Origin of the sequence: Methyloversatilis sp. NSM2 (assembly GCF_038066675.1) — a bacterium.
GTDB lineage: Bacteria > Pseudomonadota > Gammaproteobacteria > Burkholderiales > Rhodocyclaceae > Methyloversatilis > Methyloversatilis discipulorum_A.
This window is the reverse complement of sequence record NZ_JBBUKV010000001.1, coordinates 22,230-44,767: the sequence shown is the minus strand read 5'-3', so window position 1 is coordinate 44,767 and position 22,538 is coordinate 22,230. Positions and strand designations below refer to the sequence as shown.

The 22,538-nt window shown below is 67.3% G+C and carries 21 protein-coding genes; 10 read left to right on the top strand and 11 right to left on the bottom strand.

The genetic code is table 11. The annotated features are described in order from the left end of the window. Positions 1-7: 7 nt before the first annotated feature. Together WJU27_RS00185 and WJU27_RS00180 are read right to left on the bottom strand one after the other, a co-directional pair. Positions 8-2,155: a putative bifunctional diguanylate cyclase/phosphodiesterase gene (locus WJU27_RS00185; protein ID WP_341420767.1), complete on the bottom strand. Its 2,148-nt coding sequence runs from the start codon at positions 2,153-2,155 to the stop codon at positions 8-10. 98 nt (positions 2,156-2,253) lie between these two features. After that, positions 2,254-2,820 carry a hypothetical protein gene (locus WJU27_RS00180; protein ID WP_304001897.1) on the bottom strand — a complete coding sequence of 189 codons (567 nt, stop codon included), beginning with the start codon at positions 2,818-2,820 and terminating at the stop codon, positions 2,254-2,256. A gap of 120 nt (positions 2,821-2,940) precedes the next feature. On the opposite strand from WJU27_RS00180, the gene WJU27_RS00175 reads away from it, so the two are divergent. Then, positions 2,941-3,507, top strand: a complete 567-nt coding sequence (locus WJU27_RS00175; RefSeq protein ID WP_341420765.1) for a histidine phosphatase family protein — start codon at positions 2,941-2,943, stop codon at positions 3,505-3,507. Between the two features lie 15 nt (positions 3,508-3,522). On the opposite strand, the gene WJU27_RS00170 is transcribed toward WJU27_RS00175, so the two are convergent. The 4 genes from WJU27_RS00170 to WJU27_RS00155 all read right to left on the bottom strand — a co-directional run bounded on the left by WJU27_RS00170 (position 3,523) and on the right by WJU27_RS00155 (position 6,058). After that, positions 3,523-4,074, bottom strand: coding sequence for a cytochrome P460 family protein (locus tag WJU27_RS00170; RefSeq protein ID WP_020165559.1), 552 nt, complete (start codon positions 4,072-4,074; stop codon positions 3,523-3,525). 85 nt (positions 4,075-4,159) lie between these two features. Beyond that, positions 4,160-5,095 carry a DMT family transporter gene (locus WJU27_RS00165; protein WP_296812940.1) on the bottom strand — a complete coding sequence of 312 codons (936 nt, stop codon included), beginning with the start codon at positions 5,093-5,095 and terminating at the stop codon, positions 4,160-4,162. 11 nt (positions 5,096-5,106) lie between these two features. Beyond that, positions 5,107-5,487, bottom strand: a complete 381-nt coding sequence (locus WJU27_RS00160; protein WP_341420764.1) for a YybH family protein — start codon at positions 5,485-5,487, stop codon at positions 5,107-5,109. A 67-nt stretch (positions 5,488-5,554) separates the two neighbouring features. After that, entirely contained in the window at positions 5,555-6,058 is a 504-nt protein-coding gene (locus tag WJU27_RS00155; protein ID WP_296812944.1) for a MarR family winged helix-turn-helix transcriptional regulator, read from the bottom strand. 155 nt (positions 6,059-6,213) lie between these two features. Here WJU27_RS00155 and WJU27_RS00150 point away from each other — a divergent pair, with 155 nt between their 5' ends. From WJU27_RS00150 to WJU27_RS00125, 6 genes are all read left to right on the top strand, one after another. Then, positions 6,214-8,325, top strand: a complete 2,112-nt coding sequence (locus tag WJU27_RS00150) for a TonB-dependent siderophore receptor (RefSeq protein WP_341420763.1) — start codon at positions 6,214-6,216, stop codon at positions 8,323-8,325. A gap of 2 nt (positions 8,326-8,327) precedes the next feature. Beyond that, positions 8,328-9,449: a PepSY-associated TM helix domain-containing protein gene (locus WJU27_RS00145; protein ID WP_341420762.1), complete on the top strand. Its 1,122-nt coding sequence runs from the start codon at positions 8,328-8,330 to the stop codon at positions 9,447-9,449. Further along, positions 9,442-10,164, top strand: coding sequence for a hypothetical protein (locus WJU27_RS00140; protein ID WP_341420761.1), 723 nt, complete (start codon positions 9,442-9,444; stop codon positions 10,162-10,164). Before WJU27_RS00145 ends, WJU27_RS00140 begins: the two co-directional genes overlap by 8 nt. Beyond that, positions 10,161-10,505: a hypothetical protein gene (locus tag WJU27_RS00135; RefSeq protein ID WP_341420760.1), complete on the top strand. Its 345-nt coding sequence runs from the start codon at positions 10,161-10,163 to the stop codon at positions 10,503-10,505. The genes WJU27_RS00140 and WJU27_RS00135 overlap by 4 nt, the downstream gene beginning before the upstream one ends. Before the next feature lie 107 nt (positions 10,506-10,612). Further along, entirely contained in the window at positions 10,613-11,209 is a 597-nt protein-coding gene (locus WJU27_RS00130; protein WP_019917153.1) for a DUF4126 domain-containing protein, read from the top strand. 67 nt (positions 11,210-11,276) lie between these two features. After that, a complete protein-coding gene (locus WJU27_RS00125; RefSeq protein ID WP_019917152.1) occupies positions 11,277-11,447 on the top strand; it encodes a DUF3149 domain-containing protein in 171 nt (56 codons plus the stop codon). Positions 11,448-11,459: 12 nt separating this feature from the next. On the opposite strand, the gene WJU27_RS00120 is transcribed toward WJU27_RS00125, so the two are convergent. From WJU27_RS00120 to WJU27_RS00105, 4 genes are all read right to left on the bottom strand, one after another. After that, the gene (locus tag WJU27_RS00120; RefSeq protein WP_020165568.1) at positions 11,460-12,188 is read right to left on the bottom strand and encodes a TFIIB-type zinc ribbon-containing protein; all 729 of its coding nucleotides are present in this window, start codon (positions 12,186-12,188) and stop codon (positions 11,460-11,462) included. Between the two features lie 94 nt (positions 12,189-12,282). Further along, positions 12,283-14,223, bottom strand: a complete 1,941-nt coding sequence (locus tag WJU27_RS00115; protein ID WP_341420759.1) for a peptidase U32 family protein — start codon at positions 14,221-14,223, stop codon at positions 12,283-12,285. Between the two features lie 46 nt (positions 14,224-14,269). Then, complete coding sequence (locus tag WJU27_RS00110) at positions 14,270-15,796, bottom strand: sensor domain-containing diguanylate cyclase (protein WP_341420758.1); 1,527 nt, start codon at positions 15,794-15,796, stop codon at positions 14,270-14,272. A gap of 99 nt (positions 15,797-15,895) precedes the next feature. Then, positions 15,896-16,843: a PEP-CTERM sorting domain-containing protein gene (locus tag WJU27_RS00105; protein ID WP_341420757.1), complete on the bottom strand. Its 948-nt coding sequence runs from the start codon at positions 16,841-16,843 to the stop codon at positions 15,896-15,898. A gap of 283 nt (positions 16,844-17,126) precedes the next feature. Here WJU27_RS00105 and WJU27_RS00100 point away from each other — a divergent pair, with 283 nt between their 5' ends. Next, entirely contained in the window at positions 17,127-18,284 is a 1,158-nt protein-coding gene (locus WJU27_RS00100; RefSeq protein WP_341420756.1) for a GGDEF domain-containing protein, read from the top strand. Here WJU27_RS00100 and ettA read toward each other — a convergent pair. Beyond that, positions 18,274-19,938 (bottom strand): energy-dependent translational throttle protein EttA, encoded by a 1,665-nt coding sequence (gene ettA, locus WJU27_RS00095; protein ID WP_020165573.1) that lies wholly within the window; start codon positions 19,936-19,938, stop codon positions 18,274-18,276. The two genes, WJU27_RS00100 and ettA, sit on opposite strands and share 11 nt — an antisense overlap. Positions 19,939-20,395: 457 nt before the next feature. Here ettA and WJU27_RS00090 point away from each other — a divergent pair, with 457 nt between their 5' ends. Together WJU27_RS00090 and WJU27_RS00085 are read left to right on the top strand one after the other, a co-directional pair. Further along, positions 20,396-22,357: a CHASE domain-containing protein gene (locus WJU27_RS00090; RefSeq protein ID WP_296812961.1), complete on the top strand. Its 1,962-nt coding sequence runs from the start codon at positions 20,396-20,398 to the stop codon at positions 22,355-22,357. Beyond that, positions 22,354-22,509 (top strand): LiaI-LiaF-like domain-containing protein, encoded by a 156-nt coding sequence (locus tag WJU27_RS00085; RefSeq protein ID WP_019917143.1) that lies wholly within the window; start codon positions 22,354-22,356, stop codon positions 22,507-22,509. Before WJU27_RS00090 ends, WJU27_RS00085 begins: the two co-directional genes overlap by 4 nt. Positions 22,510-22,538: the final 29 nt, after the last annotated feature.

The window sequence follows — 22,538 nt, the reverse complement described above, 5'->3', positions numbered from 1 at the left end:
CGGCGCGTCAGGCGGCGCCGCGCGCCAGCAGCGCGGTCGCCTCGTCCGCTGGCATCGGTTTGCCGAACAGATAGCCCTGACCGATGCGGCAGCCCTGTTCGCGCAGGAAGGCCAGCTGGTCTTCGGTTTCGACGCCCTCGGCGACGGCCTCGATGCGCAAGGAACCGGCCATCGCGAGTATGCAGGCGCAGATGGCGGCGTCATCGGCGTCGTGGCCGATGTCGCGCACGAAGGACGCGTCTATCTTCAGCACGTCGATCGGAAAGCGCCTGAGGTAGGCGAGGCTGGAATAGCCGGTGCCGAAATCGTCGATGGCGACCGCGACGCCCAGCCGCTTGAGGTCACCGAGCAGCTTCACCGTCTGGCCGATGTTGTGCATCAGCATCGATTCGGTCAGTTCCAGTTCGAGATTGCGCGGCGACAGGCCGCTGCGCTCGAGTTCGCGCGACACGGTGCGCACGATGTCGCTGCCGACGAACTGCCGCGCCGACACATTGACCGCGACCCGCAGTTCCGGGTCGAAGCGTTCCGCCCACAGCTTGCCCTGCTCGCAGGCTCGGCGCAGCACCCACTGTCCGAGTGGCACGATGAGGCCTGTTTCCTCGGCCAGCGGTATGAAGTCGAGTGGCGATACCAGCCCGCGTTCCGGATGGCGCCAGCGCACCAGGGCCTCGAAGCCGATGACGCGGCGCCCGTTCAGCAGATCGACCTGCGGCTGGAAATGCAGTTCGAACTGCTGCTGCGCCAGCGCCGTATGCAGATCGGCTTCGAGGCGCAGCACACCGGAGGCGGCGTTCTGGTCCGGCTCGTGAAAACGGATCGTGTTCCGCCCCGCCTGCTTGGCCCGGTACATCGCGGCGTCGGCATGACGCAACAGCGTCGCGACGTCACGGCCGTCGCGCGGAAACACCGCCACACCCATGCTGGCGGTGCAATGGATGTCGTGATTCCGTATCGACACCGGCGGCGCCAGCGCGCCCAGCATCTGTTCGCACACGGCCTGTGCGTCCTGCGCCTGGCGGATCTCCGGCAGCAGCACGACGAACTCGTCGCCGCCCAGGCGGGCCACCGTGTCGCTGGCGCGCACCCGCTGCGACAGGCGCCGCGACAGCACGCGCAGCAGTTCGTCGCCGGCGTCGTGCCCCATGCTGTCGTTGACGATCTTGAAGCGGTCGAGGTCGATGAACACGACCGCCATCATCGCCTCCGTGTCGATCGCGGCGTCGATCGCCTTCTGCAGCCGCTCGTTCAGCAGGATGCGGTTGGGCAGGCCGGTCAGCACGTCGAAGTGGGCCGCCTGGCGCAGCTTGGCTTCGCTGCTGCGCTGCTGCGTCACGTCGCGGGCGATGCCGTCGAGGCGGATGCGGGCGCCGTGCTCGTTGAACACCACGCGCGCGCGATCAAGTATCCAGCGCACTTCGCCGTCAGGCCGGACGACGCGGTATTCGGTGGTCAGGCTGCCGCTGGTGGTCGCCTCCTTCAGCGAGCGCAGCATGCGTTCGCGGTCGTCCGGGTGAACCATGTCCAGCCAGTCGACCTCACTGCGGAGGAAGGCCTCGGCGCTCACGCCGTAGATGGTTTCGGCCGACGGGTTCAGGTAGACCAGCTTCTGCGACGGCAGCTCGATCGACCAGATGATGTCTTCCAGCGTGGCCAATATGCTGTGCAGCCGCAGTTCGCTCTCGCGCAGCTTCTGCCGTTCCGCGCGCAGCGCACGAGCGGTGGCCGACTTGGTGAGCTCACGGTCCACCACGGCGCCGAGGCGCAGCAGGTTCTGTTTGAGCAGATAGTCCTGCGCGCCGGCGCGCATGGCGTCGACGGCGACCGCCTCGCCGATGCCGCCCGACACCAGGATGAAGGGCAGGTCAGGCTGCATGCGCCGGACCACGGCCAGCACGTCCAGACCGTCGCAGTCCGGCAGCACGTAGTCGGAAATCACGATGTCCCAGTGCCGCTCGCGCAGCGCCGCTTCGAGCGCGGCCACGCTGTCTACGCGGCAGTGTTCGACGGCAAAGCCCGCGGCGCGAAGCTTGGCCAGCACCAGCAGTTCGTCGACCGGGTTGTCCTCGACGATGAGCGCGCGCAGCCGTCTCGCGATGACGCCTGCGTCGCGAGACGGTGGATACTCAACATCACGGCCATGCAAGGGGGGCATCGATGCCAGCCTTGGTTCGACAATGGTCCGTTAACGGCGGACAGTGTCCTTGCTTGAACCCTGACTGAACGACGCACGGGTGGGTGGGCTACACCGCCCTACTCGATCAGCAGCGTCGGCAACCAGTGCGACCTCGGGTCACCCGCGCTCAGGTCGGCGTCACGCAGCGGCCGCGTACGCCGTTCCGCCGGCACGCTGTCCGGTGTGATGAAGGGGTCCATATCGACGTCGTGCACCCGACCTTCGATGCGCTCGCCAACCACCTTCATACGATAGTACACACCGTTGAACGGATCGATGTGCAGCGAGGCCGGCGCGGTGCGCATGAACATCAGCGCGTATTCCAGCGGCACCAGATCGCCCGCGCTGACCACCTGCGGCTCACGTTCGACCGGAAAGCTGCACAGGCGCTGTGTCGGCCCGGTCAGACAGCGGAAGGGTCGCATCGCGAGGAAGTACTCTTCCAGCCGCGAGTCCAGCGTCACCTTGAAGGAGGAGCGGCCGTCGCCCAACGGTGCAAACACCACCTGACCGATCACTTCGCGCCCTCCGCTGGCATTGGTGAGCACGATGGATCTAACGCCGGACAAGGGATCGGCCTGCGCGGGCAGCGCACTCATCAGCGCGCACAGCACCGTCGCAATCACCGCTTTGCTCGATTTCATCTTTGCCTCTCGTCGTCAGGAGGTTTCAGTTCGGCTCACCCGTGGTGCCTCGCGGCCGGCCGGAAACTGCCACGAGTATGACCGGTCGACAGCCCAAGTCCTTACTTTGGCTCGCCGCCCATGAACAGACGTCACGCCCTCCAGGCGCTCGGCTGCCTGATGCTGCGACCGACCGGCGCGCGCGCCGGCAACGGAATCGCGCTGGACGCGCTGCGCTCGGGCGGCGCCCTGCTGCTGCGTCATGCGCTGACGGAACCCGGCATAGGCGATCCGCAGGGCTTTCGCCTCGATGACTGCAGCACGCAGCGCAACCTGTCCGCAGGCGGCCGAGCGCAGGCTCGCGCGGCAGGCGAGGCGCTACGGGCGCGCGACGTGAAGATGGACGCGGTGTACAGCAGCGCTTGGTGCCGCTGCATCGATACCGCGAAGGAGATGTTTCCGGAACTGCAGGTGGAGGTGTTGCCGGCGCTGAATTCCTTCTTCGCAGGCCAGGGCGACCGCGAGCGGCAGACGGCGGCGCTGCGCCAGTGGATCGCGGCGCTCGACGACGGACTGCGGGTGGCGCTGGTGACGCATCAGGTGAACGTGCTGGCGCTGACCGGCGACAACCTCGCGATGGGCGAGGCCATTGTCGTGCAGCCGGACCGCCGTGGCGGCGTGCGCACCGCCGGCCGGCTGGCACTGTGAGGCGCGGGCGGCGGATCAGTACTTTCCGGCCTTCACCGCGGCGAAGTGTTCGTCATAGCGGAACACGAAATCCTTGTCCTTCAGTGGCGCATGGCAGCCGCGACAGGTGTCGTACTTCGCGTCGCCATTCAGCTCGCCATTGCCCTTGAACGCGGAATAGATCCAGTTGCCGTTGCGCTGCGCCTCCGGCACGTCGACGCCCCAGCCGGCGTTCTTGCCCATGACGAACACGGCGGCCAGCTTGTCCTTCACCAGCTTGCCGTCGGCGCCCTTGACCGCCTTGCCGTCAGCATCGAGCTTGATCGACCAGTTCTCCATCACGAACACCGACCCGTCCGGGAAGCCCTTCTCGGCGCTGCCCTTCTTCGCATCCGCGTTCATGTAGATGTCGCGTATCTGTTTGACGTCCTCGCGCTGCACGGCGGTCAGGAAAGCGGGCCAGGACTTGTAGTCGGCGGGCAGCGGCAGCTGGCCGTCGTCGAGCCGGGCGACCGGCGTGCTGCCCATCTGGCTGCAGCCGGCGACCAGCGTCCCGAAAACGATTGCGGACAGCAGATTCTTCTTCATCGGATAACTCCTCGCATGGCACGGGTGGTTGAACGGGTGCCCGCGCTGCATCGCATCTGCAGCGTCGGCACCCTGCGTGCCCTGTCTACGCGCGGGAGGCGTTTCCGGATGCAGTCGAGGTCGGGGAAATCTGCGCACGACGTCGACGCAGGCCTTCGACCGACAGCAGCAGCAGGCCGACGCCGATCAGCAGCATGCCGGTCAGTTCGTTCGCCAGTGGCCGCTCGCCCAGCTGCAGCGCCGCCGCCAGCACGCCGATCACCGGCGTCAGCAGTGACACCATGCTGGTGGTGCCGGCCGACAGCCGGCGCAGCGCGTACAACCACAGCAGCCAGGCCAGTGCGTTCGCCAGCACGATGTTGAAGCCGAGCGCGCCGATCAGCGACGGTGTCCAGTTCGCTTCGCGCGCCGGCCAGAACAGCGCGACGGCGACCAGCGGCAGCGAACCGAACAGCATCTGCCAGGCGGTCATCGACAGCAGGTCGATGTCCGGCGCACGGATCTGCAGACGCTTGGCGACGATGACCGCCAGCGCCCACAGCGCGCCGGCACAGGTGGCCAGCGCCATGCTGGTCAGGTCACCACCCAGGTGCGCCGGATCGAGGATGAACAGCAGGCCGGCCAGCGTGGCGACCGCCGACGGCCACTGCCAGCCATGCAGCCGCTCGCCCAGCAGCGGCCAGGCGAACACCATGACCCAGAAGGGCATGGTGTAGGTGAGCACCGCCGTCTTGCCGGCGCCGCCACTGACCAGCGCGAGGATGATCAGCCCGGTGAAGCCGGTGGTCTGCAGCACACCCATCGTCGCCACCCAGGGCAGGTGCTGCGGCCGGAAGGGCCGGCGCAGCACCACCATCAACGCGAACAGGCTCAGCGCGCCACCGAAGGTGCGCCAGGCGCCGAACTGGAAGGCGTCCATGTCGACCAGCGCGATCTTCATGACCACCCAGTTGTAGCCCCAGATCACCGCCAGCAGCAGCAGGGCGGCGACCGCGCGCAGCGACGGCGAGCGTGTGTTCATGCCGGTACTCCTCAGTTCCAGGTATGGGTCAGCGCGCGCCAGTTGCCATCCGGCTGGCGGCGATAGACCACGGTGATGTGGCCGGAGAAGGTCTGCAATTCGCCGTCGGCGTTCTTCGCCTGCGCGCTCCAGCGGCCGCGCTGGGTCGCGAGCGCGTCGTCGCCGGCCACCGCGTGCAGTTCGATGCGGTGATTGTGGATGCCACTTGCGATGGCACCGGCAAACAGCGCCTGGATGGCCGCCGGGCCGATGGCCGCATCGCCGCCGGCCGGCAGCACGGCCGCTTCGGCGTCGTACAGCGCGGCGACGGCTGCGGCGTCGCCGCGGTTGAAGGCGGCGTCCCAGCGGGTGTTGATGTCGGTGATGGCGTTCTGAAGTGCGCTCTGGGTCATTTCAATATCCTTTCGGTTCGCAGGGTTGATACGGAGGCTAACTATTCAGGCAAATTTTTTTCGCAGCTCAGGCGAATGCATCGAGTCCGGCATGCACGGCACCCAGCATCGACTGCAGCAGCACGCGCTGGTTCTCGTCCAGCCCGGCCATCAGCGTGCGCACCCGCCGGTAGTAATCCGGCATCACGGTATCCAGCACGCCCTGCCCCGCCGGCGTCAGCCGCACCGTGGTGCGCCGCCGGTCGGCGGTGTCGAACACCCGTTGCACGAGCCCGTCGCGCTCCAGTCCGTCGATCAGACCGGTCATCGTCGCCCGCGTCACGCCAGCCTTTTCCGCCAGCACCGACGGCGACGATTCCAGCGTTTCCTCGCGGAACAGCAGGATGAGCACCCACCAGCGCCCCTGCAGCAGCCCGTGCCGCGCAAGGAAGGCATCGAGCGCCTGCGACAGCTCGGTCGCCGTACGCAGCAGCGTCAGAAAGCCGGTGACGGCGCTGACATCGGCGTCCGGATAGCGCTGCGCGAAGCGACGCAGGATGTCGGGGGTCGGAAGATCGCGTACCTGAAGCATGTACGGAACAATATCATAAGCCTCCTAACCATAGCAACACGCGCAAGTCGGGAAACCCGGTGCGATGACAGCACGGGACAAAAGAGTTCACTTCGCGGCAGCATTTTCGTGATAATTAACGAGAATCATTCTCGAACTCATTAAAACAAATAGCCATGACTGCCCGAACCCATCCTCAGCGCCTCCACCTGCTTGCCGCTGCGATCGCCGCGCTGCTCCCCCCGCTCGCCTCTGCCGACGAGGCGGTCGCAACACTGCCTGCCGTACGCGTCGACGCCGCTGGCGACGTCGGCTTCACGGCGCGCAAGGCAAGCAGCAGCACCTTGAAGTCCGACTTGCCGCTGAACGAGACCGCACAGTCGGTCACCGTCGTGACACGCGAACAGATGGACGCACGCGGCGTGCAGTCGCTGACCGACGCGCTGCAGGGCGTGGCCGGCGTGGTGTCCGGCTACTACGGGCGCCGCGGCTGGGACGACTTCATCATCCGCGGCCAGCGCGCGACCGAATCGGTCTACGTTGATGGCCTCAGGGTGGAGATGGATGCACGGGTCGCACAGGAAACCTTCGGCGCTGAGCGCATCGAGGTGCTGAAGGGCCCGGCCTCGGTGAACTTCGGTCTGGTGCAGCCGGGCGGCATGGTCAACATGGTGAGCAAGCGGCCGCGGGCGGAGGCATTCACCGAGGTCGCCGTCACCGGCGGCAGCGACAACTTCCGCCAGTTCACTTTCGACTTCGGGCGCCCGCTGTCCGACACCGGCCGCAGCGCACTGCGCATCAACGGCCTGATGCTCAACAGCGACGACCCGACAGACTTCGTCTATTACAAGAACCGCTGGATCGCGCCGTCGATGTCGCTCGACCTCGGCACGCGCACCGACTTCACGATACTGACCAGCTTCCAGACGCGCGAGTACGTCCGGCAGCAGGGGCTGCCGGTGCGCGGCTCGGTACTGCCGAACCCGAACGGCCGCGTGGACCGCAGCCTGTTCATCGGCGAACCGGGCTTCGGGCCCTATGAAGCAAGCCAGGCGCGCATCGGCTACTCGCTGGAACACCGATTCGACAGCGGCTGGACGCTGCGCCAGAACTTCCGCTGGCAGGACTACGACATGGACGGGCGCCTGGTCGCCGTCGCCGGATCGGGTCTGCAGGCGAACAATCGGCTGCTGAACCGCCAGGGCACGCTGCAGGATTTCCGCGGCCATGGCTACGGCCTCGACACGCACCTGACACGCGCCTTCGACATCGGCGCCACGCGCCATACCTTATTGGCTGGCGTGGACACCAACCGTCACGCCAAACGCGAGACGACGACCCGGTGCACCGTCGCCGCGCTGAACGTCTATACACCGGTCTATGGCGCGACAGTCAATTGCGGCAGCACGCCGCTGACCGATCTCGACGAAACCATCCGCTACACCGGCTTCTACCTGCGCGACCAGGTACGCCTGACCGACAGGCTGAATGCGTCGGTCACGCTGCGCCGTGACTGGGCCTCGGTCGATTCGACCAATGTGCTCACCGGCACCTCGATCACCGACGAGAACTACGCAACCACCACCGGCAGTGCCGGCCTGATCTGGGAAGTGATCGACGGCGTATCGCCGTACGTGAGCTACGCCGAATCCTTCCTGCCGCAGGGCGGGTATTCGGTGAGCGGGCAGGCGGTGAAGCCGGAAAGCGGCAAACAGACCGAAGTCGGCGTCAAGTTCAGCTTCGCGCAGGGGCGCATCCAGGCGACCGTCGCCCACTTCGATCTTGAACGACAGGACGTGCGCGCGAGCGACGCCTCGAACCCGGGCTTCTACATCCTGATCGGCGAGCAGCGCACGCGCGGCTACGAACTCGAACTGCTGGCCGACCTGCGCAACGGCTGGAACCTGTCGGCCGCCTACGCCAACACCGATGGCGAAGTGGTGCGTGACGTCATTGCTGCCAACGTCGGCAAGCCGCTCGACAACGTGCCGCGGCACAGCGCCTCGCTGTGGGCACAGTACCGCGTGCGCAGCGGCGCACTGACCGGCCTCGGCCTCGGTGCCGGGCTGCGCTACGAGAGCGAAAAGCAGGGTTACAGCTTCGCCTACACGATTCCCGACTACACCGTGTTCGACGCAAGCGTGAGCTATATCGGCCAGGGTTACCGGCTGAGCGTGATCGCGAAGAACCTGTTCGACCGCGACTACTTCGCCGGCGGCCTCAACAACAACGTCATTCCGCTCGGCGACCCGCGCCGCGTGCTGGCGTCGGTCACGCTGGACTTCTGAGTGTGGCTTCGCAACGCACGCTCACCCTGCTGTTTGCGGTGCACTCGTGGGCCGGCATCGTCACCGGCGTACTGCTGTTCGTGATCTGCATGTCCGGCGCGCTGGCAGTGTTCAAGCACGAGATCGACCTGTGGGGCAATCCGTCGCTGCGCAACCTCGAGCACGCGCAGTCGCCGGTCGGGCCGCAGGCCGTCTTGGCGGCCGTGCAGAGCGCGTTGCCCGGCAGCAAGGTCGAGAACATCGTGCTGCCGACCGCCACCAGTCCGGCCTACTTCGCGCAGGTGCGACACGACGACGGTCTGCGCAGCAAGATCGCTGTCGATGCCGGCAGCGCCGCCGTCATCGGCCCGGTGGACAGCGAACTGGGACAGTTCGTGCGCATGCTGCACGTGTTCCTGTTCTTTGCGCCGCGCTGGATCGTCGGCTTTCTCGGTGCCGTCATGCTGGTGCTGGCACTGAGCGGCATCGTGATCCACCGCAAGATCATGCGCGAGCTGTTCACGGTGCGCTGGCGCCGCAGCAGCCGGCTGGCGGCGTCCGACCTGCACAAGGCGTCCGCCATCTGGGGCCTCGCCTTCCATCTGCTCATCGCTTTCACCGGTTGCTGGCTCGGCCTCGCACCGGTGTTCGAACAGAGCTGGCGTTACCTCAGCGGCGGCGCCGACCCCGCAGTCGCGCTGCCGAAGGACGCGCGCAAGCAGCCCATGCAGTCGCTGGATACCCTGCTGCTGCAGGCGCGTCGAGACCTGCCCGGTCTGGATCCGGAAACGATCTCGCTGCGCAACGTTCAGCGCGCCGACGCCATCGTCACCATCTCCGGCGACCTGCCACAGCATCTGATCAGCAGCGCCCGCGTCAGCTACGCCGGTGCCGACGGCCGCACGCTGGATCTGCGTGACCCGCGCCAGCGCGGATTCTGGAGCCGCTTCGACGGCTGGATGGAGCCGCTGCACTTCGGCGATTTCGGCGGCCTCATGCTGAAGGCGCTGTATTGCGTGCTCGGTCTGAGCGCTGCCGGCCTGGCCATCAGCGGTACCGTGATCTGGGCCGACCGACGTCGTCAGCAGCACCGCTCGGGCGACGCCGCCCGCAGTCCGACCATGACCGGAGAACGCCTTGTTTGACCGCATCATGGCGGCACTGCTGACCGCCGCACCGACTGCGCTGCTGCTCTGTGCCGCGACCAGCCTGTGGCTCGGCCGCCGTCTCGAACTGCTGCCAGGCAATCAGGGCCTGGGCCCATGGCTGTTCATCCTGTTCTGGCTGCTGCTGACGACGCTGACTGCGCGGGCCACACAGCCCGTTGCGGTCTGGCGGCGCGGCCTGTACGGCAACGCCGTCGGCAGCGCGACGGTCGCACTGAGCGGCCTGCTGCAGCATGCGCCGCAGGCCGGCGCCATGGCCGCTGCCTGTGCCGCAACGGCACTGGCCTGCTCCGCTGGCGCAATGCTGCTGCCCCGCGCGGGTACTGCATCCGCGCGCGCGCCCGCCAGAGCACACCGCACCACCCTGCTGCGTCGCTGCATGAACGGCCTGCCCTGGTGGGTGCTCGCAGCCTGTTTCGTCGAAAGCTTCCACATTGCCCAGACCGGCGGCGACGGCCGCGGTGCCGGTCACACCGGCATGCTCCTCGCCTTCTTCGTGCTGCTGCCGGCGCTGTCCCTGGTCACCTGGTTCCGCGGCCCGGCCCGGATCGCGTGGTTGATCGGCAGCGCCCTGCTCGGCTGGCTCGCACTCGCCGTCGATCGCCCGGTGCTGGCCGCGCTGGCGCTGACGGCGCTGCTGTGCGCGCGCCCCTTGGGCGGACGGACACTGCCCTCGACAGGCGCGGCCACATGATCGCCGGCTTGACCGAATGCGGACTCGCGCTGACCGGCGCGGTACCGGTGGCCGCACTGTTCGCCGCCGGCAACGCACGCGCCGCCGCCGACGCTGCGCCGCCGCGCTGGCTGATCGAACACGGTCGGCAACTGGCGCTGGCGAGCGCACTGGTGCAACTGCTGCTGGCGATGGCGAGCAGTGGCCCGATGGCCGGCAGCGTGCTGGTGCTGACGGCCTGGATGGTCGGCGGCAGCCTGTTCGTTCCCCTGGTGAATGCGTGGCCTGCGGTCACGCTCAGGTCCTCGGCAGCGCTGGCCGCTGCCGGCGCGTTGATGGCGCTGACGGGTGCGCTCGGCTGAGGCGGCGCTGTTCGGCCCCGCGCGCTTCGGCTAGCATGAAGATCGAGTGCCGCATGCCGGTCGGGCATGCGAGCGCGACGCCCGATAACCGAAGCGATGCCCACGCCATGGACCTGACCGAAGCCATTGCCGCCGCCGCCGGCCTCGCCTGGGCCAGCGGCCTGCGGCTGTACGCCGTCATCTTTCTCGCCGGTCTGGCGGGGCGGATGGAATGGGTCGAACTGCCCGGCGAGCTGGACGTGCTGGAACACCCGCTGGTGCTGGCCGCCGCCGGTTTCATGCTGTGCGTCGAGTTCTTCGCCGACAAGGTGCCGGCGCTGGACAGCCTGTGGGACGGGCTGCACACCTTCATCCGCATTCCGGCCGGCGCACTGCTTGCCGCCTGGGCACTGGCCGATCAGAGCACACCGGTGGTGCTGGCTGGCGCGCTGCTCGGCGGTACGCTGACCGGCGCCACTCACCTGACCAAGGCCGGGAGCCGGGTGGCGATCAATGCCTCGCCGGAGCCGGTCAGCAACGTGCTCGCCTCGACCAGCGAGGACGGCCTCGCGGTCGGCGGGCTGTGGCTGGCCTTCGCCTACCCGGTGTTCTTCCTGGTGCTGCTCGCCTTCTTCGTGCTGCTCATGCTGTGGCTGCTGCCGCGCGTGTGGCGCTTCCTGACCGGATTGCTGTCCTGGGTGGCGGGCAAGCAGGCGCCCGGTTGACCTGCATCAGCCCGTCATGACCCGGCCGGCGCTTCAATGACGAAAACACGTCGAAAGGGAGGGAATCATGAAAGCGCTGTCCGATCTGCTGTCGACCGACTACGGGCTGATGAGCCTGGTGGTGATCGCCATCGTCATCTTCATGAGCATCTGGTTCGGCCGCTTCTTCAAGCGGCACATGGACGAGGATGCGGCCGCGGCGGCCAAGGCCGAACAATCCGGCCGACCGGCGCCGTGAGCGCGCCCGCGTTCAGCGGGTAAGCACCTTCCACACGAGGCCGACGCCGGCCACCAGCAGATCGGCCACGTCCAGGCCGCCGGCATCGCGAGCGCCTTCGATCTGGCGCTGCCGGTCGGCGCGGGCGCGTGTGCGCTCGCTCTCGACAATGGCGTCGGCCATCGACACCGGGTCGCGCGTGGTGCGCTTCACTTCCGCCTGGTGGTAGCCCTTCAGCGCATTTTCGACGGCATCCGGATCGAGCAGCGAAAAGGCCGAGCGGCAGTGCGGGCAGGCGTGGTCCTTGCGGATGTCGACCGGCGCCCCGCAGCCGGTGCAGTAGATGGCGCCGACCCGCTTCGCCAGGTCGGCGATTTCGGCCATCGTCATCTGCCGCACGAAGCCCTTCTCGACCATGAAGGACGAAAAGCTGCTGTAGCGACCGTGCTTCTCCGGGCAGCGGTAGGTCATGTAACGCCCGCTGCGCACCAGGTCGTAGCCCTTGTCGAGCTTGCGGCTGCAGCGCGGGCAGGCCATCACGTTGGCGACCGGATGCTGCATTTCGTCGCGGTGCGCGTGCAGTTGCTTGAACAGTTCGTTGACCGAGCCCGGCGACAGCTGCAGGTTCTCGAAAGTGTCGAACCAGATACCCTGGCAGTGCCAGCAGATGTCGAGCTCCATGTCCTCGCCGCCGTGATTCTTGAAGCGGTGCACCTTCATCGGCACGCGGCAGGACGGGCAGTGCGGCACGGAATTCTGCATGGCGGTCGGTATGACGTCGGCTGTCGATCTATCGGCGCGGGCAGCGCCCGCATGGTGTTGTCAGCGGCATGCGGGCGCGCAAGGTTGAGGGCGATCAGCGCGCCGAACGTGTCACCTTGACGCCTTCCGGCGCACTGCGATGGAAGGTGACCGGTACCGCCTGCGCCTTCAGCACGTTCTTGCGGATGCGGCCGACCACGTGCATTTCGCACTTCTTGCAGTCGAAACGCAGCGTGAGCCTGTCGTTGCCGTTCATCAGCGTCATCGGTTCGGCCTTCACCATGCCGCGCAGGTCGTAGTCCTTCAGTTCCTTCGGGCACAGGTTGTGGCTGAAGCGCAGGCAGTGCTTGGTGATCATCAGCGACACCTCGCCCAGTTCCTGATTCGCCTCGTAGGCGTCGGCGATCAGTTCCACGCCATGCTTGCGGTAGAAGGCGCGCGCCTTCTCGTTGTACACATTGGCCAGATAGGACAGTTCGGTGTCGGTGAAACGCACCGGCGGTTCGACCGGCACACCGGGCTGTGGTCGCTGATGAGCGGCGATGCGCTTCGTCTCCAGCAGCGCCACCGCGTCGCGGCGCAGGCCGTTCAGGGCCGACGCCGGCAGGAAGCGCGCCTCCGGCAGATCGATCGCGATGTCGCCGGCTTCGAACAGCGTGTTGCCCAGCTTGCCCAGGCTGTCGCGGATGCCGGACAGCGCCCGTTCGGCGTCACGCGCCGGCTGCTTGTCGTGCACCAGCTCGACCCGGGCGCTGACGCCATCCTCGTCGGTCATCGTCAGTGCGAAGCCGTCCGCGGTTTCCTCGAAGCGCAGGTCGGCGCGGATGCGGCGGTCGGCCGACTTCTTCTCCAGCGCGCGTTCGAAAGCCTGGTCGCGGTTGCGGTACAGCGTCATGCCCGGCTTCAGATCGTCCGGCATCGCGTTCGGGTAGAGCTTGCGCCCCTGCGCGACGTTGATGCGCAGGCCCATCAGTTCGCGGTGGCTGTCGTAGTAGCTCAGGCCGTCGCCGTTGTGGATGTCGACCTCGGCCTCGACCTCGATGTGGTCAGCCGCCACCTTGCTGATCGTCGCCGCTTCCTCGCCGACGAAGCTCGGCGATTCGAACGCCTCGATGCCGTGCTGGCGGCCGTTCGCGAAGTAGTCGGTCGAGCCGCGGTTGAAGGTCTTTTCCGGCTGCGGCTCGAAGGTGTAGGTGCAGCGGCCGCTGGAGGCGCGGCGGTAGCCCGGCAGGTCGGCCAGCAGTCCGTTCAGCAGCGTGCTGTAGTGGGCGGTGATGTTCTTCACGTAGCCGAGGTCCTTCAGCCGGCCCTCGATCTTGAACGAGGACACGCCGGCATCGATCAGCGCACGCATATTGGCCGACTGGTCGTTGTCCTTCATCGACAGCAGGTGCTTGTCGTGCGCCACCACCCGGCCCTGCGCGTCGGTCAGCGTGTAGGACAGACGACAGGCCTGCGAGCACTCGCCGCGGTTGGCGCTGCGGCCGGTGTGGGCGTGACTGATGAAGCACTGGCCGCTGAAGGCCACGCACAGCGCGCCGTGCACGAAGTACTCAAGCGTGCAGGAGGTGTTCGCCGCCACCTTGCGCACGTCCTCCAGCGTCATTTCGCGCGCCAGCACGATCTGCGTGAAGCCGACGTCCTGCAGGAAGCGCGCCTTGGCCGCGTCGCGGATGTCGGTCTGCGTGCTGGCGTGCAGCTGGATCGGCGGCAGGTCCATTTCGAGCAGCGCCATGTCCTGCACGATGAGCGCGTCGACGCCGGCGTCGTACAGCTGCCAGATCGCGCGGCGGGCAGGTTCGAGCTCGTCGTCGCGCAGTATCGTGTTGAAGGCGGTCAGCACGCGCGCGTGGTAGCGGTGCGCGTGCGTACAGAGGCGGGCGATGTCGGCGATGTCGTTGTCGGCGCCCTTGCGCGCACCGAAGGACGGGCCGCCGATGTAGACGGCGTCGGCGCCATGGTTGATCGCCTCGATGCCGAAATCGGCGTTCTTCGCGGGTGCAAGCAGTTCGAGGATGCGACGGTCGGCGGTCATGATGCAGGGCCTGCGGGAAAGGCGGGATTATCCCCGATCCTGCGCCTCAGGCCATCTCCACGCGATCACGGCCGGCCCCCTTGGCCGCGTACAGCGCGCGGTCGGCACGGTCGACCAGTCGCACCGGCGTGTCGTCGGTGGCGAAGGCGGTGACGCCGACACTGACCATCGCCGTCACCGCAGCGCCGCTTATGCTCAGCGGGCTGGCGCCGATCAGCGCACGCAGGGTTTCCGCCCGCTGCCGGGCGTCGTCGGCCGCGCAGTCCTTCAGCACCACCAGGAATTCCTCGCCACCCCAGCGGCAGGCCATGTCGGATGCGCGCAGGCCGCTGCGTATCAGCGCCCCGACATGCTCGATCATGCGGTCGCCAGCCAGATGGCCGTAGCGGTCGTTCAGGGACTTGAAGTGATCGATGTCGATCAGCAGCACGGCCGACGGCCGGCGGCTCCGCTGCACTTCCGCCACCGCGTGTTCGAGCATGATTTCGAAGGCGTGGCGGTTGAGCAGGCCGGTCAGCCGGTCGGTAGTGGCCATCTGCTCCAGCCGGCGCTGATAGCCACCAAGCGTCAGGCTGCTCAGCCAAAGCACCGCCGCGGTCACCAGCGCGCAGATGAGCAGGTTGATGTACAGCGTGCGGCGGATGTCGGCCAGCGCCTCGTTCTCGACCTTCTCGACGAACAGGTACCAGTCCAGCTCCGGCACGTAGCGCACGTTCAGCAGGAAGTCCTTGCCGCCCTCGCGGTACTGGTAGGAACCGCTGTCGCGGGCCAGCACCTCGTGCGCGATGTCGCCCAGGCCTTCGACGTCGGCAATCCGCAGCGTGCCGTGCGACGGCTGGTCGCCGTACAGCACGATGTTGCCGCTGCGATCGACGAAATAGACGCCGCGGTGATAACGCTGCTGGTAGCCGGACAGCAGCCGCCGCACCGTGTCGACGGTGAGGCCGACGCCGGTGACACCCACCGTCTTGCCGGCGTAGTCGAACACGCGGTAATTGACGAACACGGTCAGCGTGTCGGGCGAAGCGGTGTCGGAATCGACGTTGATTTCGTACGGCGCGTCGAGGTCGCGCGAACGGAAATACCAGGCATCGCGCTCGCTGCCCTGCTCCACCCGGCGCAGCACGCCGTCCGGGTGATAGTAGTTGCGGGTCGCTTCCGATACGAAAAAGCTGGTGAAGGTGCCGTAGCGCGTGCGGATTTCGCCGAGAAACTTGGTCATCGCCGGCACGTCGCGTTCGCCCTGCAGCACCCAGTCGCGGACGAAGGTGTCGCCGGCCATCACCGACGACACGAACACCGGCCGGATCAGGTCCTTCTGGATTTCCGAGTAGATGGTGTCGGAGGTCAGCGGCAGTTCGTTCTCGACGATGGAGCGCTGGATCTCTCGCTTCGACACCGAGTAGCTCAGCAGCGTGTTGGCCAGAAAGCCGAGCGCGAGCAGCATGCCAAGCATCAGCACCAGACGGCGGCGGCCGGTCACGCCAAGCGAGGCGCGCACCTCGGCGCCCGGCACGACGGCCGCCGGGTCGGTGCCGGCAGGGACCACCGTGGCCTCTGCCTGAATCTTCATCGTTTCGGACATGAGGCCGCGCACAGGAGATTGACGTCCCCTGTTTTCGGCAATCCGGCGCCGGACTTTACCGCCGTGTGCAGCGGGCGCGCCGTGGCATCAGGCCGCACGGCGTCGGGCGGAGGCGCCCACCAGCAACAGGCCGCCCGCCATCAGGCCCCAGGTCGCCGGCTCGGGTATCGGCGCCGGCACGGTCGCCTGCAGGCTGGCCACCTCCCACCCGATGTCGCGCAGCGCCGCCCAGTCGAGTTCGGTCATGTAGCGGCGCGCGCCGGCTGGAATGACCGGCGACAGCAGCGGCACCTGATCGACGCCGTTCGCGGCCGCCCGCAAGGAGGTATCGAAATGCGCGTCGCTGCCGTCGTTGCGCAGCAGCGGCGCGACACCGTCGTTGATCGCGGTCGCGCTGGCGCCGATGAAGTTGCGGTCGCTGACCAGGGCGAACCAGCTGTCGGCGGTACCTATGCCCAGCACGTGCGCCGTTTCGTGCGCCGCCACCGTATACAGGTCGAACAGTCCGGCGAAGTTCTCGACGGTGCCGACATCGTCGTCGGCGTACCAGCCGACGTTGGTGCCGAAGGTGATGGTGCCGCCCCAGGGCGCGAAGTCGGTGGGCGGCGACGTCAGTGCCCCCGGCTCGCCACGCCCGTCGGCCAGCGCAACGAAGTCGCCGCTGCCGCTCGCCACGTGAAAACCCGGCCCGCCCACCCCCAGCGTCTGTCCGGAAAAGGCGCGCGCGCCGACGAAGATGCGGATCTCGTCGGCGGCCACGGTCAGCCCGGGCACCACCACCGTGCTGTTCAACGGATCGACCGGATCGAAGATGCGGGCCTGGAACACGTCGTCGCCGGTGGGCGCAATGGCCGCCAGCGTGTCGTCGAGATTGCTGCTGAACAGGCGCGCCACATCGTCGAGCACGGCACGTCGGTCGTCGGTGAAGAAGCCACCGCTGTCGTAGCGGTAGTCGAACACCACCTCGACCGCCCGCACAGGCGCGCTCAGGCACAGGCTTGCGAGTGCCGCAGCAAGAAAAGTCCGCATCATCATCCCGGCTCCCGGTTACGGCCGCACAAGGCGCGGCGCATGGAAGCGCGAAGCGTACGCCCTCGCCGTCGCAAACTGAAGCGTGCGAGATCCGCCGGCGCACCGGCAGCTGCAGCGCCTGACCGGCGGCACCAATTCACAGACAGACACCTTGCGAAATCGGGAAGATTGACCTTGCGCAGCGAGAAAGACTTTGTGCGGCGCTACGCTGGTTCCCGAGATGAGTGCGGTGTGCACACCGCCTGCCCGATGCCAACGCCGGCCGGGCATTGCGGACGAGGAACGGATGGACACGAAAAAGGACAGCCCTGAGCCGCCGTTCGACGCGCCCCCGCCGGGGCACGCGCACGCGCGTTGGCTGACTCTGGTGCTGGACGACGAGCCGCGGCAGCGCCTGCGCATCTCCCGCGCTTTTACGTCCATGCTGGTGTACGTGATATGCATTGGGCTGGCCGAGTACGCGGTGGCGCACGGCATGGCCGACCCGGTCGCCACCCGCCTGCTGCAGGGCGGCATGATCGTCTGGATGGTCATCGTCTACGCCACGCTGCGCAGCGGGCTGAACCTGCGGTTTCGCGATCCTTCGCTCACCTTCCTGCAGATCATGGCGGCAGGCGCCTGGATCACCGCCGCCTACATCGTGTTCGCACCGGTCCGCGGTGCGCTGCTGATGCTGCTCGCGCTCACTCTCGTGTTCAGCATCTTCAATCTCGACCGCAAGAGACGCCGCATCTACAACGGGTGCGTCGTCGTCGGCACCGGACTGACGATGTTCACGCTGTCCGCGCTGCGCCATGACGACTTCCCGGCCGAGGTGGAAATGGTGCACTTCGTGCTGACGACGGCGGTCCTCGCGGTCATGGGCCGGCTGAGCGAACAGCTGCTGGCGATCCGGGCGCGCCTGCGCACCCAGCGCAACGAACTCGAGGCGGCGCTGACGCGCATACAGGAACTGGCCACGCGCGACGCCCTGACCGGACTGCCCAACCGCCGCCACATCACCGACCTGTTCGCGCAGATGGCCAGGGGCGCGGAACGGACCGGCTCGCCGCTCACCGTCTGCCTGATCGACCTCGACCACTTCAAACGAATCAACGACAGCTACGGACACAAGGCGGGTGACATCGTGCTGCAGCGCTTCGCCGACACCGCGACCGGCGCGCTGCGCGAGTCGGACGTGCTGGCGCGCTGGGGCGGCGAGGAATTCCTGGTGCTGCTGCCCGACACGCCGGCGCAGAAGGCCGATCAATCGATGACGCGGGTGCGCGCTGCACTGGCGCAGATAAGGCTGGTCGCCGCCAGTGACGCCGCCAAGGTGACATTCTCGGCAGGACTGGCTCAGTTCCGCCCGGGAGAGTCGATCGAACACGCGGTCGAGCGGGCGGACTTCGCGCTCTATCGCGCGAAGTCCGCAGGGCGCGACCGCTGCGTGATCAGCGACTGATGGGCTTGTAGCGGATGCGCTTCGGTTTGGCGCCCTCTTCGCCGAGGCGCTTCTTCTTGTCGGCTTCGTATTCCTGGTAGTTACCGTTGAAGAAGGTCCATTGCGAGTCCCCCTCGGCCGCCAGGATGTGGGTGGCGATGCGGTCGAGGAACCAGCGGTCGTGCGAGGTGACGAGCACGCAGCCGGAGAACTCGAGCAGCGCGTCCTCGAGTGCGCGCAGCGTTTCCACGTCGAGGTCGTTCGACGGTTCGTCGAGCAGCAGCACATTGCCACCGGAAATCAGCGTCTTGGCAAGGTGCAGCCGGCCGCGCTCACCGCCCGACAGGTTGCCGACGATCTTCTGCTGGTCGCCACCCTTGAAGTTGAAGCGGCCGATGTAGGCGCGGCTGGGCATTTCGAAGCGGCCGACAGTCAGGATGTCCGCGCCGTCGGACACCGCCTCGAACACTGTCTTCGAGCCATCCAGCCCGTCGCGGGTCTGGTCGACGGCAGCGATCTTGACGGTCGGGCCGACCACGATTTCGCCCGAGTCCGGCGTGTCCTTGCCCTGAATCATCCGGAACAGCGTCGACTTGCCGGCGCCGTTCGGGCCGATGACGCCGACGATGGCGCCGGGCGGAATGCTGAAGCTCAGGTTGTCGATCAGCAGGCGGTCGCCGAAACCCTTCGAAACATTGTGGAACTCGATCACCTTGTCGCCCAGACGCTCGCCCGGCGGGATGAAGATTTCGTGCGTTTCGTTGCGCTTCTGGTACTCGACGCTGCTCATCTCCTCGTAGCGGGCCAGCCGTGCTTTGCTCTTGGCCTGGCGCGCCTTCGGATTGCCACGCACCCACTCCAGTTCGGTCGCCAGCGCCTTCTGCCGCGCAGATTCCTGCGACTCTTCCTGCCGCAGGCGCTCGCCCTTCTGGTCCAGCCAGCTGGAGTAATTGCCCTTCCACGGAATGCCGTGGCCGCGGTCCAGTTCGAGAATCCACTCGGCCGCGTTGTCGAGGAAGTAGCGGTCGTGCGTCACCGCCACCACGGTGCCCGGGAAGCGCACCAGGAACTGTTCCAGCCAGTCCACCGATTCGGCGTCCAGGTGGTTGGTCGGTTCGTCCAGCAGCAGCATGTCCGGCTTGGACAGCAGCAGCTTGCACAGCGCAACGCGGCGCTTCTCGCCGCCGGACAGCGGGCCGATCTTCGCGTCCCACGGCGGCAGGCGCAGCGCGTCGGCGGCGATCTCCATCTGCGTCTCGACGTCCGAACCGGCTGCCGCCAGCACCGCCTCGTACTTCGCCTGCTCTTCCGCCAGCTTGTCGAAATCGGCGTCCGGTTCGGCGTAGGCGGCGTAGATCTGCTCCAGCTTCTGGCGCGCCTCGACGATTTCGCCGAGGCCGGATTCGACCTCTTCCTTCACCGTCTTGTCCGCGTCTAGTTCCGGCTCCTGCGGCAGATAGCCGATGCGCACGCCGGGCTGGTGCTGCACCTCGCCGTCGTACTCGCGGTCGGCGTTGGCCATGATGCGCAGCACCGTCGACTTGCCCGAGCCGTTCAGGCCGAGCAGGCCGATCTTGGCGCCGGGAAAGAAGGACAGCGATATGTCCTTGATGATCGTGCGCTTCGGGGGAACCACCTTGCTCACGCGGAGCATGGACATCACGTATTGGGCCATTTTCTGCAACTGCACCGACAGGGAAAGGGCGCAAGTATAAGCCGCAGCACCCCCATTCAGCGGCGTGGCGGGGTCAAGACCGGCCGCCGGCGGTCGATAAGTCCTTGACGCACCAGAGAGGTCACTGCGGCCCTAGGGTCTGTTGCCATTGAATCGCGAACCGCGTTTGCAGCGCGCGAGACACGGGCAAGGCGTGCGACGAAGTCGAGACTGGCCGTCTCGACAAGAAGCGCAACGCAGTCCGTGCCTCGCACGCTGCAAACCCGGAGGGCGCGAGTCCCGATGCGCCCAGCTCCGCGTTGGGCCTCCTGGCCTGACGGCCAGTCAGCCGGCGTCGGCCCGCCTTGATCCGGACGCATCGGAATTCGCGCGCGGCCCGCGATTCAATGGCAACAGACCCTAGCCCGCCGCCCAGACCGTGGTGACATGCCCGGAAAATGCAGGTTCAATAGCCGACATGAGCGCAGCGCCCGACACGCGAGCTTCAACCGACCGTTCTGTCTGGCAGATCGGTCTGCCCGTGCTGCTCGCCACGCTCGGCGCGACGCTGGCCGTCTATCTGGTGTGGAACGAGATGGATCGCCGGCACCGCGAGCGCGTCGACGAACGTCTGGCCTTCGAGGCGCGCGACATCACGCAGCAGGTCGAACAACGGATGCGCGCCTACCGTCAGGTGCTGCGCGGCGCACGCGCGCTGTTCGACGCGTCGGACGAGGTCACGCACGAGGACTGGAAAACCTATGTCGGCGCACTGTCGCTGCAGGAGGACTTTCCCGGCATACAGGGCGTCGGCTTCTCCGCCTACGTGAAAGCGGACGATCTGGACAGCCACATCGCGTCGATGCGCGCCCGCGGCCAGGCCGATTACAGCATCCGTCCGCCGGGCAAACGCCCGGAGTACAGCAGCATCGTCTATCTCGAACCGCAGGACTGGCGCAATCAGCGCGCCATCTCCTTCGACATGCTGTCCGAGCCGGTACGCCGCGAGGCGATGCAGCGTGCCCGACTGACCGGCGAAGCGGCGCTGACCGGCAAGGTCAGGCTGATCCAGGAGGCCGACCGCGACATCCAGACCGGCGTACTGCTCTATCTGCCCGCCTACCGCCGCGGCCTGCCCACCGGCACCGAGACGGAACGCGCGGCGGCGCTCAGCGGATGGGTGTACAGCCCCTTCCGCATGCTCGACCTGATGGCCGGCACACTGGGTCGCATGCAACCCTCCTTGCGCCTGCGCATCTACGACGGCAGCTCCGCCGAACCCGAAGCGCAACTGTTCGACAGCCACCCGACCGACCCGGTCCGCTTCGATGCGCCGACGCATTCCATTTCGCGCGACATCGACGGACGGCGCTGGCTGCTGGTGTTCGAGCAGCGGCAGGAGGCGGCGGCCGACGTCGATCGCTGGCACACCGAACTGGCGCTGGTCGTGCTGTTCGGCGTACTCGTGGTGGCACTGACCGCCAGCCTCGGACTGGCCCGCCGCCGGGCCGCTCGGCTGGCCGAGTTGGGCGCTTCGCTGGCGCGCAGCGAAGCGCTGTACTCGACCCTGGTCAATCTGTCCGGCGAAAGCATCCTCGCGCTCGACGCACGGGGCCGCATCGAATATGCCAACCCAGGCCTGCACCGGATGCTCAACCTCGACGCGCGCGACGTCAGCGGCCGCTCGCTCGGCGAACTGGCCTTCGACGGCAACCGGCATGCGCTGCAGTCGATGGCGGACGCACTGCTCGGCGGCGACACCGTGCGCATGGAACTGACGCTGCAGAGCCGCGACCGCGGCGAAGTCGCCGTGCTCGCCTCCGGTGTGCCGCGCACCGACGGCGCCGGCCGCGTCACCGGCGCCATCATCGTCATGGCCGACATCAGCGAACGCAAGGCCGACGAGGCGAGGATCGCCTGGCTGGCCACGCACGACAGCCTGACCGGTCTGCCCAACCGCTCGCTGCTGGTGGAGCGGCTGAACCGGACGCTGACGTCAGCGCAGCGCTACCGGCGACGTTTCTGCCTGCTGTTCATCGACCTCGACCACTTCAAGGAGGTGAACGACCGGATGGGGCATCACGCCGGCGATGAGGTGCTGATCGAAGCGAGCCGCCGCATGCTCGCCTGCCTGCGCGCAGCCGATACGCTGGCCCGTCACGGCGGCGACGAATTCGTCGCCCTGCTGCCGGAAACCGGTTCGATCGAGGCCGCCTGCGCGGTGGCGGAAAAAATACGCTTGCGTCTCGGCGAGCCCTTCACGCTCGAACAGGGGCAGGCGCAGATCTCCGCCAGCCTGGGCGTCGTGATGTGCCCGGACCACGGCGACGACTTCGACACCCTGGTCGCCCGTGCCGATCAGGCGATGTACGCAGCAAAGGCAGCCGGACGGAATACCATCGCGGTCTGGACCGCCCCGGACAACAAGGACAAGCAATGATCGGATCGATCGGCCTCATCGTCATCGGCGCACTGCTGCTGGCTTCCAACCTCAACCTCTTTTCGCTGCGCGAGCTGGCCGAACTGTTCGGCACCTGGTGGCCGGCCCTGCTGATCGCCGCCGGCGTCGCCGGCCTGATCAAGCGCAAGTAGGCCGTCCGGCGCCAACCGTTAAAGATTCC